The sequence below is a fragment of the Pseudomonas baetica genome (genome assembly GCF_051216495.1).
Lineage (GTDB): Bacteria > Pseudomonadota > Gammaproteobacteria > Pseudomonadales > Pseudomonadaceae > Aquipseudomonas > Aquipseudomonas baetica_B.
The window spans coordinates 29,936-46,468 of sequence record NZ_JBPKAM010000007.1 but is presented as its reverse complement, the minus strand read 5'-3'; the positions used below and the strand labels follow the sequence as shown (position 1 = coordinate 46,468).

Genomic DNA, 16,533 nt, shown 5'->3' with positions numbered 1-16,533 from the left:
GTCCTCACTCCCACACCTGCGATCACTGGATGATCGCCCACATCGAGGACAAGCCATGACGGCTACCCCACTCCCCTATTTTTTTGACGAGGCAGAACGCAGGTCAAATGCCAGGCAGCTTGGCGAACGCGAAAAAGCGCTGAACCTCACGCTTGATGACCTGAATTGGCTCAACACCGTTTACAAAGCCACCCAACAGGCCCGCAAGACCGACGTAAAACCCATGCATGTCTATCGGCTGCTGCTAAAAACCGAGGGCAAGCCAGACACTCCACTGGCCGGCGCCTTTGCCATGGGCCGACCGAACGACGGCGAGGTCGTGCTCTATACACCCTGCAAAGGCCTGATCAAATTCGCTGACTTGAACGACCTCACGATCAAACTCAAGGAGTGGCTGGAACAGGACGCCGGCAAGCGTGAACTCCTGCGTTTTCTTTCCGTCGAGCAGCGCAGTGCATTTTCCGTCGACTCCACGCCAGAGATTTCCATGTCAGAAATCTCTGGTGCGGTGTTCGAAGACCAGAGGCTCACCCTGGAGGGCAACCGGACGCAAAACATCAGGTCCATAATGGACGAACTGGTCAAGCTGCCAACGTTGCAATCGATGCTCGATGACAGCCTCGGCAATGCCTTGCACAAGACATTCCCTGCACTGGACCAGCGCCAGACCCGCCTGTCCTCACTGTCACTGAGTGAAGTCCTGCTGCATTTCTACCTGACCAACGAGTGGCCAACCGGCATCCCCCTGAGCTTTTCTCATCCCCGGCACCGCGTGAGCAGCGACGAAGATAACAAGGCATGGAAAAGTGCGGTCAAGGAGATCGCACAAAGTTTGACGCCACACTTGCAAAGCCTGATCGAGACGTTTTGGAACACGCCCATGAACAATGGGCTGTCACGCTCGGCGTTTTTTACCGAGTGTTTACACGACGCCTATCACCTGGACCTCCTGTTTAAACGCCAGGGCGGCGTGTTCACCGCGCAGGAATATCTGCGACTGTTGAGTGTCAGCCTCACCTCCGACACGACCGATCCCCTGCGCATCGAACGGGTTCGCATCACTGCGCCCTTCAAGCATTACGCCGACCTGGCCGGGTGCTTGATGATTGGCAGCCACGACATCCTCGGCTATCTCTACACGCAATCCAGGGGTATCGAAGCCGCAAGCAACCTACCCGCGGTCAAGGAGATCGTGCTGCAGATGCTAAAAAGCGAAGGGCACGATGACACCCTGCTGAATTTCATGTCCCTGGACGAGCGCCGCACTGTTCTTGCTATGGAGCCGGATGAACGAGTGATCATCGGCGTCCCGATTGCCGGTTCGGTGTTCGAACAGTTGATGGCGGACATTCTGGACAAACAACGGCAGAACCTTAGCCATGCCTTGAGTCGTTATCGGGAGAGTGAAGGCACGTTGGACCCGCACGCCTTGTTTGACAACGCACTGGATGTACGCGGGCTGATTGATAACCGGCTATTGGCCGCCCCTGCAGGTGGGCGCTGGAGCCCTCAAGTAGACCGACGCTGGAGTGCGCAACCGGCCACCGTGCGTGCCGAAACGGCCAAGGAGCAATTGAAGCAGCTCTCCTCAGTGGAACAGGCGCTCGAACAACGCCTGGAAAAGTTTCCTGCCATCCCCGCTTCGACATCCACCTTCGGCGACGCGCATCGTCTCGTCGGCTCAGCCTTATCGACTCTGCAATCGGACTTCACTCATACCCTGGCAACCGCCTTGCGCAGCGAGCTGCACCTGAGGACCATAGCCCATATGTTGGGACCAACAGAGCAGGCGATGATCAAGGCCGTGCTCGACACTCCCGTACGTTTGCAGCGAGCCGCCTTGAACGGCTTTCTACCGGATGTGTTTTCTCTGCAGTTGAAGGCTGACGACTCCCCGGACCTGTTGATGCTCGCCAGTTGTTTTGTGCTGACCGAACGAGGCGGCCTGGACCCGAACCATTCGGGCAAGGCGATCGCATGGACTCCGGCGCTGGGATTTGAAGCGTTCCCGTCCTTGACGCCCTTGTTGACCGAACTCGAAAAACGCCTGAACGACCATGACGCTCGCTCCAGCCTTCTGGAAAACCTCCGCCTTGACGAGCGCTTGCCTGGGAAAACCTGGGCCCTGGCGCCACTGCAACGCATTGACGAATATTTTCTCGATCACATTCAACGGCCATATCTGCAACTGGACCAAAGGAGCATCACTGACGCATTGGCGTCGAATCTCTCCCATAAGGCGCTGACCGATCTCCTGAACGCAGTAGCGCTACGCCAGCCGAAAACCGGACTGATGCGAGCTACGGACATCGCCCATTCACTGACCACCCAACAAAAACTGCCAGCCTGGCTGGCTAAAGCGCCTGTCAAAGACCTGATGCTGCATGCCGAACTGCTCCAGCAGTACCTCAACAACGTCACCGACGATCAGGACTACCTCTCAGGTGTCCGCTCGCTGGCGCGCACGGCTCACCATGAACTGACGAAACAACTGAAGGCAGACGCGTTCGACCTTGATCCGGACAAGGTTCGGATCAAACCGCGCCGGATGCTGGCGGCGCGCCCGCAAACCCTGACCGACTTTGCATTGATGCACCACAAGGACCTCGATCAGCTGCGATTCGACCTGGAGAGCCTTGATGCAGTCCTCATTCCCCAAGCGATGGACGAAACCTACATCAAGGGTCTGATTCGAAACCTGAATCTGGGACAGCACCATCGATCGACTCTTGAAGCCGCGTTCGCCGAATCCGGTACCCAGGCTGAGGAGCGCAAGCGCCGCTTTTACGCGCAATTGCCTTGGCAATTGATGCACTACGCCCACAGCGAAAAACTTCAGGAGCGCTTGAGCGACACCGGTTTTGACCTGATCTGCCAGGTCATGGACATGCCTGACACCATCGCCCGTGCATCGATCAACGGTGCCGATGCCATCATTCGCCCTCTTGAACTGCGTGGTATCAGGAGCGGGCAGACGATCAAGGTGTCCGGTATCTGGTTAATCGGCAAAAAAGGCAGTGTCTCAGGACCACAGGTACTGATCGCCCCCTGCAGCCCGACCCATGGCTTGAAGGAATATGACGGGGAAAACCTGCTGCTAAGCGAACTGATGACACCGGGCGCTCTGCAAGACTGGGTGCTCAACAGCTTGCCGCCAGCTGACCGGACCCTTTACAAGGCACGGATGACGTCCATGGACAAGGCGTCCGACGGGATCGCGCTGGCGTCCAATCCGATCAGGGGAAACCTGTTCAAGCAGATGTTTCAGGACAATGCTGCATTGCTTGCACGCCTGTTGGGCTGTCAGTCGGACAACGATGCCCAGGGCGAATGGGACAGCATCAAGTATTTATTGGGCGAAGAGCTGGATCAGGCCACCTCATTGTTCATGGCAAAATTGAAGTATCCAATCGCCGTATGGCGCAGCTACCTTGACACCAAGGAGTCGGCCGAAGACCTTCAGTTACACAAATGGGGGGCGGCGATCAGGGCGTTTATCAGCGCGATTGCGCAACTGGCCACCTTGCGCGAATCCATGGACAGTCGCATGCCGCAAACATCGGCACCAGGCGAGGACATCCCGCAAGTGCTGGAAACCGCGATCAGATGGCAAGACATCAAGATCACGGCACCCGATCGCACACGCTTGAAGCGTTACCAAAACACTGACGTCGACTTGGGCTCGTTGAGCCTGAACCCGACACTGGGGCTTTACACCGATCCAACAACAAAACAACACTACGGACCGGTCGAAGGCCGCGTCTACCCGATCGCTAAAATGGGCACGCGCTGGCGCATAACCGACTCTAAAACACAGGGGCCATATCTGCGTCAGAATTCGGCGAAACAGTGGATTCTGGATCGGCAAACCGCGTTACCCCGTTTCGGCATGTTAAACCGTATAGGGACCGCTGTTTCAGCCTGGGCGGGCATGAACGTCGATGCCGTGGGAATGCCCGATATCCGCTTGTTGTTTCCCGTAAAGGCACGCTTGCTCAATGAAGCGCTGGACCTGGCGACCAGCTATGCGTGGAACAGCGTTCGGAATTTGCAATTACTCAAGTCCACCAGCAGTCGTGTCACGCCGGTACACCAACTCATCACGGATTTTTTGGGTGGACCGACCGTATTGCCCGTGCACGTGCAGATGATTGAAAAGGCCATCGGTGACATTTTTGAAGCGTTGCTGGAGCCCTCTCTCAGAAAACCGAAGTCGCAGCGTTTTGCGGTTGGACGAGTGCTCGAGCAGAAAGATCATACGTTCGGGTTTACCGTCCCGGGGGACCAGACACGCAGAATCTATCTGGCGGAAAAGTTCTTTCATCCCAATCTCGACCACTACCGCAACTACCTATCAGACGCCGCCTTTCCAATCAGCGCCCATGCCCGCGCGTCGACGCTGATCCATGAGCTTTCGCACATCGTCAGCAATACCGTTGATATCGCCTACATCGATCCCGGCAGGCCGTTCGTTGATCTGATAGAAACGACCAACCTGCGCGCAGCCGGGCTCAAAAATGAACTGGCCGACATTCAGAGCCGCGCGTTGTCGATCAAGACCCCGCTGTCCGAACTGTTTGCAGTCTATGATCCGGATGCCAATACGTGGGAAGACTTGGGAAGCACGACTTATGAAAACACCAGTGCGATAGCAGCCCATGTTTTGAAGCTGACCGGTAAAACGAACCTCGACGATGCCCGTCAGAGCTTTATGAAAGATCCATTGATCAGATTGGCGGTCCAACTCGCTAATGCCGACAGTGTGACCTGGCTGATCACTCATCTGGGGCGTCAATTACACACGAGCGTCCCTTGATTCAGAAAAATAAACACACTTTGATGTTTAATTGCCATGATCGTGTTCTCGCAAGCGGCCCTCAAGGTTAGAATGGCGCAAATCAGGATGAGTCCATGACCGACCACGCTACCTCCCAAGCCGAATACGACGCCATCACCGATGCCGCTGCGCACTGGTGCATGCGCTTGCACGCCGATGATTGCACGCCACAGGAACGCGTGGCATTCGAACATTGGCTGGATGCGCATCCACTGCACGCTTTCGAATACGAAGCGATGCTGGAGATCTGGGAAGTCGCGGGGGATCTGCCGCGTCCGGAACCGGTTGTCGTGCCGCTGATACAAACCAAACCCCAGACACCCTGGCGCACCTTTGGCATGGCCGCTGCCGTGTGTGCACTCGCGCTGCCTTTGGCGGTTTATAGCGGCTGGAGCCTGGGCTGGGTGCCAAATTCGTACCAGCACTTCGACGCCAGTGACAATGTGCGCCAGGTCACCTTGAAGGATGGCAGCCAGGTCGAACTGAACCTGGGCAGCGAACTGACCTACAGCAACTACAAGGATCGTCGTCAAGTCACCCTGAAAAAAGGTGAAGCCTTCTTCAGCGTCAGCCACGACTCCACCCACCCTTTTGTCGTCAAGGCGGCCGAAGGCAAGATCCGGGTCACCGGGACTAAATTCAATGTCTGGATGTATCAGGATCAGGTGAAGGTAAACCTGATCGAAGGCTCGGTATTGGTCAGTAGCAATGATGACCTGCCAGGGGATGGTCTAAGGTTGGAGCCGTCGATGCAGGCAAGCTATCGCCAGGGCGATTTCATTCCGCGGATCAGCCAAACCTACGACGGCGACAACTCGCTGGCCTGGCGCAGCGGCAAACTGGTCCTCGATAACCTGGCGTTGAACGATGCGTTGCCTCTGATCAATCGCTACCTGGATACCCCGCTTTTGGTGGCCGACAACAGCATCGGTGCAATCCGCATCGGCGGCATCTACAACATCAAGGAACTCAACACTCTGGTGATGACCCTGCCCAAGGTGCTGCCGGTCTACCTCACCCGCAACAAGGACGGCAACCCGGTCCTCAACTCCATTCCGCAACGCGCCCCGAAAAGCTGAAGGCCGCCCCCTTTGCGGGGTGCGGCCTTCGTCGATCGTTTAAACGCCCATCAACTCATTGTTTAGCCACTGTCCCGGCCTTCTCATCCTGTTCGCGGATCGTCTGCGCCTGATACTGCGGATCGGCGGTGATCTGTTGCTCGGTAAACGGCAGCACACTCAGCTGCTTTTTCGAAAAGGCCAGGGTCTGGTCACTGGCGTATTTCGAAGCCGGATCGCTCGAGAGCGAAAACGCCAGCAACCCTCTGGCGTGCGGCCCTTTCTCATCGAAGGTCACGACTTGCAGGTAGCTCGTGCCACTGACGACTTCGCGCTTGCCATCGGTTCTTGGGACGCTCTGAATGGCGTTGTACACGCCTAGCGTTCCCGGTCCGCCGTGAATCGGCGTTTGCCGGCCACCACTGCTAACCACTTGGATATCCCCCCAACGGCTGTCCTGCTTCAGGCCTGAAGCATTGACCTGTTCAACCGACGCCAGCATTGCCTGGCGCAGCGCCTGAGCCACTTCCGGCCGGTCGACCGCCAGGCCACGCGGTGTGTGTTGCGGATCGTTCGGGTCGAATGCCACGCGCCACACGTCCGGGGCCTGCTCCAGAGATTCCATGACATTCTGGAAATGCACGAAGCCCAGGCCACTGTCGAGGTTGGCCTTGCGATCCCACGCCTTGAGGCTGGCACACAGCGGCGCCAGGGCTTTCGCATCGCCCCCCGGATCCGCCGCGCAGAGTTGCAGCAGGTCTGGCATTACTTGCGCAGCCTGATACACCTGATCGTCCATCACCATCTGTTGCAGATCCGCAGCCGTGAGCAGGCTGGTCCTGGCCAGCGTAGCCAGCCGATCCAGGGCGAAACGCGAGCGCAGGCCCAGTGGCTGGCTGTCCTGGCTGATCAGCGGTGAGAAACCGGTCAGCGGCTGCGCCGGGTTGACCATCCACGCCGAATCGTTGGAGTGCTGTACGAAATCCTTGCGCAGCAATTGTGGCAACTTGTCCGAGGCATAGATGCCCTTTTGTGCCGCTTGCGGATCGATGTCCCAAGCGCAGGCGCTGTTGGAGCCATCAAGCACGATCATCTGCAAACCGATGCGTGGATCGCTGCACTGCGCCAGCTTCTCGGCATTGACGTTCGGCACCACCGACAGATTCATATAGAGCGTTTGCCCCTGATCGTCCGCCGCCAGGGTGTTGACCCACGGGATACCCTGGATCCTATGGACGCTGGCCTGGAAATCCTTGAGGTTGTCGGCACGGTTCATGGCGTACCACTGTTGCAGCACCCGGTCGTTCTCCAGATTGGCGTCGCGCAAGCTATAGGCAAACTGATTGTCCCAGTCCAGTTTGCCGGGCCACTGCACGATCGGACCGAACTGCGAACCGTACACCACATGGGAAACCGCTTTCACCGAGCCGTCCGGCTGCTTCACATCAACCGACAACGTCTGTTTCTGCATCGGCAGGGATTGGCCGTCGACCAGATAACGGGTCGAGTCCTTCGGATCCAGTTGCAAACGGTACAGGGTGAAATGCTTGGAGGAGTCCACGGTGTGGGTCCAGGCCAGATGCTGGTTGAAGCCGATGTTGATCATCGGCAGGCCGGGCAACGCCGCGCCCATTACATCGAGCTTGCCGGGAATGGTCAGGTGCATCTGATAAAAACGCATGCCGCCGACCCAAGGAAAATGCGGGTTGGCCAGCAGCATGCCGCGCCCATTGAAGGAACGCTCACCGCCGACTGCCACGGCATTGCTGCCCCGATCCAGGGCGAAACGCTGCATGCGTGAGTCGGCGAGCTGGAACGCGGCCTTCTCGCTGGCATTCGAGGCGACGGCCGCCGGTGGCGTAGCCCCCGCCAACGCTTCGGCAAACTGCCCGACACCGCCTTCAACCAACAGTCGACGGGTCAACTTGACCAGATCCAGGGTGGTGATTTCCCGCACCCAGTCGCCCTGGCATTGCGGTGGTAGCCCCTTGGACCGTCGCTCCGTCAACGAACGGTTGTAGCCGGCCACATAGCCTTCGATCAGCGCCTGCACCTCGGGTGGTTGCGCTTGCCAGAACCCGGCCACCGCCTGGGGCGTGTTCAGCCAGTTAAAAAAAAGGTCGCTGACCAGGTTCTCGCGCTCTTCCAGCGTCAACTGGTCGGGACCGAAAAACCGTGAACGTTGACCGTTTACCGTGACGATCTCATTGGCCAGCAAGCACAGGTTATCCTGAGCATAGGCATAGCCGATGCCATACCCGAGCCCCCGCTCGTTTTCGGCACGAATATGCGGTACGCCGAAGCTGGTGCGGCGGATATCGGCACTTGCCTGCTCTGGCTGGCTGCGCGCATTCGCCGCAAGACTCAGCCCCAGAAACACACCCGCCAGGCTCAACCTGGTTAACTGGCTGGAAATAATCACACTCGCTCCTGATCGAAAAACGATGGTCACAGTTCTGCGTACTGACACGCACTGCGCATCCTGTTAGGGACGAAATAAACGGCAAAAATTTAGGAGAAAGGACCGCAACCTGACGGCGGCTTACAGACCGGTCACGCCACGATGACGAAATTTCTACATTTAAGTCTTCATGATTTGCGTGGCTCATACGTCTTGTTAGGTAAGAGCACCCATTTTTCCTGATCAGGCTCTGAAAAGGAGTTTTTGCAATGTACAACTCGCAACTGCCAACGGACGGTAGCATCGCGCCAAAGAGCACTTCCATTGGGGTCGGTGTTTTCGACCAGCCTACCGAGCGCCACGGCAACGAGCGGATCCGCTTCCTGCTCAAGAGCTTCGGCCTGCGAACCAGTCTGATTCGTCTCAAAGTTATCGACGCGTTGCTGACGGCCGCCGAAAACGACCGCAGCCTGGGTGTTCGTGGCGTGCACACGCATTTGCTGGAGCTGGACATTCCGATCTCCTTCCTGAGCGTGCGCGAAGTGTTGAAACGCTTGTGCAGCGAAGGCGTGATCGTGCTCAACGAGGATAAAAGCTACAGCCTGGATCCACGGGCTGCCGCTGTATTGCAACACTAATGCACGCGAATCTGTCGGAGCGAGCCTGCTCGTGAAGGGGCCGTGTCAGGCAACATTGTGTGAAAGACACACCGCTTTCGCGAGCAGGCTCGCTCCCACAAATAATTAATCGCGATCAACTATAGGGACAGCTCAGGGCTTGACCTTGCGGCGCATCACGCCATTGATGACCACCACGACCACCGCCACGCCAATGGCGATGTACTGGAACACTTTTTCGCTGATCACCCCGATGTTCTGCAAATACGACAGACCAAACATGATTCCCAACACGGCCAGGGCGATCAGAAGGGAATATTTCAAACGTTGCGACTGGGTCATTGGCCTTTCCTGAAACTGATGAATGTATCCGCTTTGTATCCGGATGCATGCCAAGCCCCTACCGTTTTTCGGGGATGGCGCGCTGCAAACGGGGTCTCATGTTACAGCCGATGAAGAGTTTTGGCTTCATAGCGGCGTTAACCATGAGGATTTTCAAATGTTGCGTCGAATCACACTGCTGATTCCCCTGCTGGCCCTGCTGTCCCTGAGCGGCTGTATCGTTTTCCCCCACGGCGGCTGGCACCATGATCACCATTACGACGAACGGGGCGGACCGGGTTATTACCATCGTTAACCGCACTCGCTTATCCAACCCCCTGAGCGCCTCATCCGGCGCTCAGCGGCCAACCTGACACATTTGTAATCCTCCCCTCATCGGTCTGTCAGCTTTGATCTACGATCATGGGACAGCCCCTTTTGTAGTAATTCGAAACACTCCTTGAAGGTCTGGCCGGGAAAACCGGTCAGAATGCGTCTTTTCACCCGCAATCCGAGACACTTCCGACATGCGAACCCACCTGCGTCTGATCGCCTTGAGCGCCCTGTTCATGTCCTCCCTGGCCCAGGCCGCCGACCTGATTCCGATCGAAGTCCATCGCGACGCCAATTGCGGCTGCTGCAAGAAATGGATCAGCCACCTGGAGGCCAACGGTTTCAAGGTCGAGGATCATGTCGAAGCCAACATGAGCGAATTCAAGCAACAACATGGCGTGCCACCGCGCCTGTCGTCCTGTCATACCGGCTTGATCAACGGCAAGTTCGTCGAAGGCCATGTACCGGCCGATCAGGTGTTGGCCCTGAGCAAGCGCGATGACCTGCTGGGCGTGGCCGCTCCCGGCATGCCCATGGGCTCGCCCGGCATGGAAATGGACGGCATGAGCGATGCCTATCAAGTGATCGGCCTGAAAAAGGACGGCACGGACGTGGTCGTGGCGGACTACCCCGCCCATTGATTGTCGGCGCCTATATCGGCTTGTTTCTGGCGGCCTTCGGTGCCGCGACGCTGCTGCCCCTGCAATCGGAGGCCGTGCTGGTCGGCCTCTTGCTCAGCGACAAGTATTGGCTGTGGTCGCTGCTGGCGGTGGCAACCCTAGGCAATGTCCTCGGCTCGCTGGTGAACTGGTGGCTGGGGCGCGCCATCGAGCGCTTTCGTGATCGACGCTGGTTTCCCGTCAGCCCGGCTCATCTGGAAAAAGCCCGGAATCACTATCAACGCTATGGGCACTGGTCGCTGCTGCTCAGTTGGCTGCCGGTGATCGGCGATCCGCTGACCCTGGTCGCCGGCGTGATGCGCGAACCACTGGGGCGTTTCCTGCTGATCGTGACCCTGGCCAAAGGCGCTCGTTATGGCGTGCTGGCCCTGGCCACCCTGGGTTGGATGGATTGAACCAATGGGCGCGACGATTGCCTGTTTAATGTCGCCCTAATCATGCCGATCCAGCATCGGCGGATTGCCATTGGAGTTCACCCATGCCCCTCCCCCTCACCCGCTGGCTGCCCGGCTTGCTGCTGGGCGCTGCACTGCCCGCCATCGCCGCCGAAGGCCCGGCGTACGGACCACAGCTCGAAGGCTTCGAATACCCCTACACCGTCAAGCATTTCGCTTTCCAATCCCAGGGCCAATCCCTGCAAATGGGCTACATGGACGTTGCCGCCCGCGGCAAGGCCAACGGCCGCAGTGTGGTGCTGATGCACGGCAAGAACTTTTGCGGCGCGACCTGGGACAGCTCCATCAAAGCCCTGAGCGATGCCGGTTACCGGGTCATCGCCCCGGACCAGATCGGTTTCTGCACCTCCAGCAAACCGGATCACTATCAATACAGTTTCCAGCAACTGGCCAGCAACACCCAGCAATTGCTCAAGGCCCTCGGCATCCAGAAAGCCACCCTGCTCGGCCACTCCACCGGCGGCATGCTCGCCACCCGCTATGCCCTGCAATACCCCGAGCAAGTCGAACAACTGGCCTTGGTCAATCCCATTGGCCTGGAAGACTGGAAGGCCCTTGGCGTGCCTTATCGCACGGTGGATCAATGGTACGAACGCGAGCTCAAGCTCACTGCCGAAGGCATCCGCACCTACGAACGCAACACCTATTACGGCGGCCGCTGGAAGCCTGAATTCGATCGTTGGGTGGACATGCTTGCGGGCCTGAACAAAGGTCCGGGGCATACGCAAGTCGCGTGGAATTCGGCCCTGATCTACGACATGATCTTCACCCAACATGCGGCGAAGTGGGGATTAGCTTACAAGCAGCCTGATAGGCCGTCAACGCTCGAAATTGTTGAAGCTATAGAGACGGAAAAGCCCGCTTGCGGGGCGGGCTTTCGTTTATCCGTGTGGGATGATTTGAGCATTGCAACGAGTGTTGAGTACGTCGTCCAATCATGGTGCTAACTGCCCCGTGCGCTAGAAACCATACGCTGTTCCTCGTTTAGCGGTTCTTCATCTGGATTCTGTAATTCAGCTCTCTCCGAGGGATTCCAGTTCAAGGAAATGTTCCCGGCCCAACGGAGTTAGCTCAGCATATCGACGCCCATAAGAACCGTTGACAGGACGAATTAGCCCAACCAGTGTGAGGTGCTCTAAGGCGCTCTCCGTTGCGATTCTGGACAGTCCAGAGCTTTCACGCACGTCATCGAACCCAAACTTATAGCCTTGTTGAATCGCATTCCCCACAACAACGAATACACGGTTTTGGTCATCCGTTAAGGGCGAACCGCTATCAGGCTCAACCTTCTCAAACCGGGCATATACCAGCGCCGCAACTGGCAACATAAGCAGCACCATCAATACAACCACGAGCATCACCACCCAGAACGGGAAGGAAACATCTCTCGCCAGCCAACTGCCCACACTCTTTATCCAGCTCCACACCCCATCAATCAGCGGACTCAAGATCGACAGGTTTAGCTGTTCCTCGCCCCATTTCGCAAATGGAGCCAGCACTACCGTACCGACAATCGCCATCAGTCCTCTGACCACCCATTTCAATATGGATTTTTGACCTTGCTGCATTTCTTCACCGATGTCCATTTGATGGGCAGATGCTAGCAAACTATTCGCCTGTACTGGCATAAAGCCCTGTTCCGCCCATCCTCCCGGCTTGAAGAACACACACAATCCCTATACTGTTTGCATATACAGTACTGGTGATGCCACGATGGATGATGATTTGATCGATGATGCAGGGTTTGAACTTGGGACGCCCTCGCACCTTGAGCTTTTGAAGCACCAATGCGATTTGCTGTGTGCGGAGCTGGAAACGACACACCAGAACTTACGGAAAGCCCACAAGGACATCGCTAGATTGATTGTCATGTACCGGGACAGCTCAAAGGAGCTTGCAGGTCTTAAAATCGAAAACGACCGACTACGCTGGACGTTGAGTGACATGTACAGGCACCAAAGCGAGCAGGAAACCGCCCGGATGGGATACCAGTATGGTGACTACAACAAGACATGAAAAAGGCCACGCAAGGTGGCCTGACTCTCAAGCTCAATCTGACTACTTTGCTTTGTAGGTGTGAGCATTCCGATCAGAGATCACCTTTGCAGCATCAGAAGACATGCACGGCCCCAGCACAGGCACTATGTCATCTTTCAAACGAATTGTACGAGCATCGACCATTAGGGCGGCTGTACACGCTTCCATCGTTGGATAGTCGTTCCCTTGTTTAGCCAACTGGAGACACTCCCCAGTGGATGCAACACACATCGCGAACACGTAGGAAAACATCATCAACCCTCTACTACAGGATCGCTCGTCAGCTTGGTAATCTCGTGTTCTACAGCAGCCAGTTTTGCACGTAGAGAAGCTGCTTCCTCTTTCAAAAACTGGATATAGGCCGCTTGTCTTTCAGCTTCGAATTTCCGGTTGAACTCCTGTTCCAGACTGAGGGCTGTACGAGAGTTGGCATTTGACGGCTGAGACGCTGTAGAACCAGTGCTCTCCCCCTTGCCCTTTATCCAAGCCATGCACGTTGGGTAGGAAGGGACAGCAACGCCTGCAAGAGACTGCTGCTTCACCCATGTACGAAGCTCTTTGACACCAGATGCTTCAAAGGCAGCTTTCAGAGCTTCCCGGTTACACTTGGAAGCTTCTGTTTGCACATAACCATGCTGGTTGTTCCAAGACTGGCCTTTCGCCTTGTCAACTACTACGTCTGCGGGTTGCTCATACGACATTTTGTGCTCTCCTGAACGACTCATATAGAATGAGCCATAGCATATGCAATGTGATATGACACGTCAACGATTACACACGAATATGATTTGACAGCCGCGCTTCAATCTCATCATCCGATTGATCATGCATGAAACTCTTCAACCCATGTCGCTCCAGCTCTCGCCAGAACAATACAACTGCATGCACCAGCGAGCGGAGTAGTTCAAATGAAAGCCTCAGATCGGATACAGGGCGATTTCCAAAATGCTCTTCAAGGAGCGGCAAGGACGTAGGCCACAACTCTGGATGACTCTTGCGGAGCTTTCTAGCTGCATCACCTTCACCATGACGGCAGACGTTACCCAAGGTCATGAGCAGTTCGAGCTGGGTGTACGAGGGAAAGCTTTTCAGCTCAAGCCCTCGCGCCTCAAGGAACAAAGCACTGAAACGAGAACCCCAAGGCACTCGTTCAGCTAACTCTATTTTCTCTGCAACCTGATCTTCTGGCATGTGTGGTTTGAAGAATTCACGCATGCAGCCAACCATATATGAGCGAATCTGCTGTTCCCACAGAGACTGGATACCGAGACAGAAGGCCATAGCTGTTTTTTGCTCTAGGCCAAGATGATCCATCATTGCAAACGCTACGACGCATGGGTCTGGATGAAGGGTCAATTCCTCTCGTTTACGCTCTAGGGCTTGAAAAGAAGGTTCCACAACCAATGACAGGAAGTCTTGCACCACGTTGCCATTGTTATTGGCATAAACATCTATAACGGAATGCTTCCACGGGTGCTGCATATAAGTCATCCCTTGGCTTGTTTGACGGCAATATCGCGGATGGTCTGGAGATTGCGGTGGATCGCGGACAGAACAAACCACAAACCAGAGCCAAGACAGCCAAGAGCGAAGCCGATAAGGGCACCAAGGTATTCAAGATTGCCTCTCATGAGGTAATACCCTGTCACCGTTGCAATGATGATCCCTACCCACGAAAAGAAATCCACTACCGTAATCACGATGTCCTTCATTCCCATTACTCCTGTTGTGGTATTCCATGTAGAGACTAGCATCGTGCCATCACAAGGTTAGTGTGTAAATGAAGGACTACCCTTCCTCTTGAGATTTCTGCTCAAGATAGAACGCCCGGCCCTTCGGAGTGAAATCATACATCATGCCATGACTCGTTCCATACTCTTGCACTAGCTTGTGTTGACTCAGTATATCAATGGCCCCATGAACTTCTACTTTGCTGCCTCCTACGGAGGTTTCAATATGCGACAGTAGCGGTTGAATACCCGCATCAGTAAAGATGGCAATAGACGTTAGCACCTTGAATGAAAGAGTTGGAACTTGTAGCTTTTCTTTCTTCGACGCTTCACGGAGTTCATGCAGTTGCTGCTGGAGCAGGGAATTGGATTCTTCGAGTCCATAATTACGTTGATAGCTGGCCTCTAACAGTGACGTAGTTTCGGCAAGGCGGCCATCCACACCTGACGGAGCGCGTGACTGGAATTTGAAAAAGAGTGTGCCTACTGCACCAACGCAAACCAGAATCAGGACGAGCGACCACACTGGAATGGATACATCAGTGGAGAGCCAGCTAGCGAGCCCACCTAACTTTTCGGGCATCCAAGGCGGCAACTGTCCATTCTCTGTGACGTAGCCTATAAACGATTGCCCCACCAGCGCGGCCACAGCAAGCGGCCAGCCAATCACCTTTCCCCACCTGCCCTTCATATCCATGAATGCCCTCCCGTGTAAGGGGCAAATTGTACCAGAGCGGGAGTGGCAGAGTGCCCAACCTAAAGCCAGGCTTACCGACAACTAGAGAATTCTGTGAGATTTTCACCCGCCGATTTTTTGGAGTCGGCACATTTAGCGGAGTTTGAGAATTACAGCCCGAAAATAATGGCTAGCACCTAACGACAACTGGAGATTTCTCCAGAAAATCGCGAGAGGTGTTTAACAAGACGCATAGGGCCACTTGAGAATCTGTCTTAATTCCATAATAAGGTGTGGCACCCCATACATTCTCTCCCCTCAAGCACCATCAGGAGAAAGAAAGGTGAAGAGCCAGCATCAACCGACGTACTGTTGTAGGGTTCCACTCGCCACCACGAGAAGTCTTCTGTCCTTTGCTGTTGAGGCAATCAGCGAGGCTCTGTAGCGTCTTGCAGCCTGTGTATAGACACGCTTGTACATGAGGAAGGATGGCTTCCCGGTGTGCATCAACCTTTGCTGTGATTGCATTAGATGCTGCTGATACATCTTTGTTTGCACGAGCTGCTACAAGCCCCGCTGTGCGACGTTCGATCTTCTGTTGACTCTCAACACAGCCACTGTCTGCACGCTCCTGTAGAGCCTGCAAGGCGTCTTTGATGCGTGACCGAATGAACACCCTCTCCTGCTCTGCCAGAGCTGCGAACAAATGCAATTGGAAGTTATCGGCCTGTGGCATGGTGGCCACTTTGAACTGTACACGCTTCATCAAGCCTGCAATGTGTTCCACATCACGAGAGAGACGGTCTAGCTTGGCTACAACGATGGTCAACCCGCTTGCAAGGGCTTGGGTGAATGCTGGTCTGTCTAGGGGAGCTACAGAGCCTGATAGAGCTTCGGAGAATACAGAGACGACATTCCAACCCTGCTGCTTGGCTGCTGTGGTGATGTAGCTCATTTGAGCTTCTAGGCCGAGTCCGCTTGCTTCCTGTTTGCCTGTACTCACACGGATGTATGCAACAACGTCCATTTCACCACTCCCAATCAAATGACATGCAGCCTCTGTGATTCACATTCTACACAGACACACATTACATATCAAACGCTATGACACCTCTCATACGGAATGACAAATGTCACATTCCATAAAATGCGTTTCAGACTCTAGAGGGGTTGTCAAATCTATTATGCGTTTTGGGCAGTTCGTAGAAAGAGTTCCTATGCAGGTGTGCGTACTATCGCTCCGCTCGCCAGTAGATAGCTCCTATAGAAGTCATCCCCATATATTTTATTTATTGAAAACCTCTATAGAGAGCTGACTCCCTTGGGGCTCCCAAGGAATGTACCCCTTCGGCGTAGCCATGATGGATACCCTCTTGCCTCCGGCTAAA

General features: G+C 55.5%; 16 protein-coding genes. 8 read left to right on the top strand and 8 right to left on the bottom strand.

Annotation, left to right across the window (positions count from 1 at the left end; genetic code table 11):
- Window positions 1-55: 55 nt before the first annotated feature.
- Window positions 56-4,816, top strand: a complete 4,761-nt coding sequence (locus ACSFE6_RS04895; protein WP_435426531.1) for a dermonecrotic toxin domain-containing protein — start codon at window positions 56-58, stop codon at window positions 4,814-4,816.
- 95 nt (window positions 4,817-4,911) lie between these two features.
- The gene (locus tag ACSFE6_RS04890; protein WP_435426530.1) at window positions 4,912-5,916 is read left to right on the top strand and encodes a FecR family protein; all 1,005 of its coding nucleotides are present in this window, start codon (window positions 4,912-4,914) and stop codon (window positions 5,914-5,916) included.
- Between the two features lie 55 nt (window positions 5,917-5,971).
- Here the strand turns inward: ACSFE6_RS04890 and pvdQ are convergent, their stop codons facing one another.
- Window positions 5,972-8,317, bottom strand: coding sequence for a bifunctional acylase PvdQ (gene pvdQ, locus ACSFE6_RS04885; RefSeq protein WP_435426529.1), 2,346 nt, complete (start codon window positions 8,315-8,317; stop codon window positions 5,972-5,974).
- A gap of 248 nt (window positions 8,318-8,565) precedes the next feature.
- On the opposite strand from pvdQ, the gene ACSFE6_RS04880 reads away from it, so the two are divergent.
- Window positions 8,566-8,934 carry a fe2+ zn2+ uptake regulation protein gene (locus tag ACSFE6_RS04880; protein ID WP_435426528.1) on the top strand — a complete coding sequence of 123 codons (369 nt, stop codon included), beginning with the start codon at window positions 8,566-8,568 and terminating at the stop codon, window positions 8,932-8,934.
- Window positions 8,935-9,066: 132 nt separating this feature from the next.
- Here the strand turns inward: ACSFE6_RS04880 and ACSFE6_RS04875 are convergent, their stop codons facing one another.
- Window positions 9,067-9,255 (bottom strand): hypothetical protein, encoded by a 189-nt coding sequence (locus ACSFE6_RS04875; protein ID WP_435426527.1) that lies wholly within the window; start codon window positions 9,253-9,255, stop codon window positions 9,067-9,069.
- Window positions 9,256-9,412: 157 nt separating this feature from the next.
- Between ACSFE6_RS04875 and ACSFE6_RS04870 the strand changes: the two genes are divergently transcribed.
- From ACSFE6_RS04870 to ACSFE6_RS04855, 4 genes are all read left to right on the top strand, one after another.
- Window positions 9,413-9,550: a hypothetical protein gene (locus ACSFE6_RS04870; protein ID WP_435426526.1), complete on the top strand. Its 138-nt coding sequence runs from the start codon at window positions 9,413-9,415 to the stop codon at window positions 9,548-9,550.
- Window positions 9,551-9,761: 211 nt separating this feature from the next.
- Window positions 9,762-10,208, top strand: a complete 447-nt coding sequence (locus ACSFE6_RS04865; protein ID WP_435426525.1) for a DUF411 domain-containing protein — start codon at window positions 9,762-9,764, stop codon at window positions 10,206-10,208.
- Window positions 10,208-10,642 (top strand): YqaA family protein, encoded by a 435-nt coding sequence (locus ACSFE6_RS04860; protein WP_435426579.1) that lies wholly within the window; start codon window positions 10,208-10,210, stop codon window positions 10,640-10,642. Before ACSFE6_RS04865 ends, ACSFE6_RS04860 begins: the two co-directional genes overlap by 1 nt.
- 83 nt (window positions 10,643-10,725) lie before the next feature.
- Window positions 10,726-11,649: an alpha/beta fold hydrolase gene (locus ACSFE6_RS04855; RefSeq protein ID WP_435426524.1), complete on the top strand. Its 924-nt coding sequence runs from the start codon at window positions 10,726-10,728 to the stop codon at window positions 11,647-11,649.
- Window positions 11,650-11,715: 66 nt separating this feature from the next.
- On the opposite strand, the gene ACSFE6_RS04850 is transcribed toward ACSFE6_RS04855, so the two are convergent.
- Window positions 11,716-12,369, bottom strand: coding sequence for a hypothetical protein (locus ACSFE6_RS04850; RefSeq protein WP_435426523.1), 654 nt, complete (start codon window positions 12,367-12,369; stop codon window positions 11,716-11,718).
- A gap of 46 nt (window positions 12,370-12,415) precedes the next feature.
- Between ACSFE6_RS04850 and ACSFE6_RS04845 the strand changes: the two genes are divergently transcribed.
- On the top strand, window positions 12,416-12,718 hold the full coding sequence (locus ACSFE6_RS04845; RefSeq protein WP_435426522.1) for a hypothetical protein: 303 nt from the start codon (window positions 12,416-12,418) through the stop codon (window positions 12,716-12,718).
- A gap of 275 nt (window positions 12,719-12,993) precedes the next feature.
- Here the strand turns inward: ACSFE6_RS04845 and ACSFE6_RS04840 are convergent, their stop codons facing one another.
- The 5 genes from ACSFE6_RS04840 to ACSFE6_RS04820 all read right to left on the bottom strand — a co-directional run bounded on the left by ACSFE6_RS04840 (window position 12,994) and on the right by ACSFE6_RS04820 (window position 16,172).
- On the bottom strand, window positions 12,994-13,440 hold the full coding sequence (locus ACSFE6_RS04840) for a hypothetical protein (RefSeq protein WP_435426521.1): 447 nt from the start codon (window positions 13,438-13,440) through the stop codon (window positions 12,994-12,996).
- A 70-nt stretch (window positions 13,441-13,510) separates the two neighbouring features.
- A complete protein-coding gene (locus ACSFE6_RS04835; protein ID WP_435426520.1) occupies window positions 13,511-14,221 on the bottom strand; it encodes a hypothetical protein in 711 nt (236 codons plus the stop codon).
- A 5-nt stretch (window positions 14,222-14,226) separates the two neighbouring features.
- Window positions 14,227-14,451: a hypothetical protein gene (locus tag ACSFE6_RS04830; protein WP_435426519.1), complete on the bottom strand. Its 225-nt coding sequence runs from the start codon at window positions 14,449-14,451 to the stop codon at window positions 14,227-14,229.
- 76 nt (window positions 14,452-14,527) lie between these two features.
- On the bottom strand, window positions 14,528-15,166 hold the full coding sequence (locus ACSFE6_RS04825; RefSeq protein ID WP_435426518.1) for a hypothetical protein: 639 nt from the start codon (window positions 15,164-15,166) through the stop codon (window positions 14,528-14,530).
- A gap of 307 nt (window positions 15,167-15,473) precedes the next feature.
- The gene (locus ACSFE6_RS04820) at window positions 15,474-16,172 is read right to left on the bottom strand and encodes a recombinase family protein (RefSeq protein ID WP_435426517.1); all 699 of its coding nucleotides are present in this window, start codon (window positions 16,170-16,172) and stop codon (window positions 15,474-15,476) included.
- Window positions 16,173-16,533: the final 361 nt, after the last annotated feature.

Bases quoted from the DNA above. Each gene is read 5' to 3' on its own strand.
- ACSFE6_RS04895 (WP_435426531.1), top strand. From the start codon at position 56: ATGACGGCTACCCCACTCCCCTATTTTTTTGACGAGGCAGAACGCAGG.
- ACSFE6_RS04890 (WP_435426530.1), top strand. From the start codon at position 4,912: ATGACCGACCACGCTACCTCCCAAGCCGAATACGACGCCATCACCGAT.
- ACSFE6_RS04880 (WP_435426528.1), top strand. From the start codon at position 8,566: ATGTACAACTCGCAACTGCCAACGGACGGTAGCATCGCGCCAAAGAGC.
- ACSFE6_RS04875 (WP_435426527.1), bottom strand. From the start codon at position 9,255: ATGACCCAGTCGCAACGTTTGAAATATTCCCTTCTGATCGCCCTGGCC.
- ACSFE6_RS04870 (WP_435426526.1), top strand. From the start codon at position 9,413: ATGTTGCGTCGAATCACACTGCTGATTCCCCTGCTGGCCCTGCTGTCC.
- ACSFE6_RS04865 (WP_435426525.1), top strand. From the start codon at position 9,762: ATGCGAACCCACCTGCGTCTGATCGCCTTGAGCGCCCTGTTCATGTCC.
- ACSFE6_RS04855 (WP_435426524.1), top strand. From the start codon at position 10,726: ATGCCCCTCCCCCTCACCCGCTGGCTGCCCGGCTTGCTGCTGGGCGCT.
- ACSFE6_RS04845 (WP_435426522.1), top strand. From the start codon at position 12,416: ATGGATGATGATTTGATCGATGATGCAGGGTTTGAACTTGGGACGCCC.
- ACSFE6_RS04840 (WP_435426521.1), bottom strand. From the start codon at position 13,440: ATGTCGTATGAGCAACCCGCAGACGTAGTAGTTGACAAGGCGAAAGGC.
- ACSFE6_RS04835 (WP_435426520.1), bottom strand. From the start codon at position 14,221: ATGCAGCACCCGTGGAAGCATTCCGTTATAGATGTTTATGCCAATAAC.
- ACSFE6_RS04830 (WP_435426519.1), bottom strand. From the start codon at position 14,451: ATGAAGGACATCGTGATTACGGTAGTGGATTTCTTTTCGTGGGTAGGG.
- ACSFE6_RS04825 (WP_435426518.1), bottom strand. From the start codon at position 15,166: ATGGATATGAAGGGCAGGTGGGGAAAGGTGATTGGCTGGCCGCTTGCT.
- ACSFE6_RS04820 (WP_435426517.1), bottom strand. From the start codon at position 16,172: ATGGACGTTGTTGCATACATCCGTGTGAGTACAGGCAAACAGGAAGCA.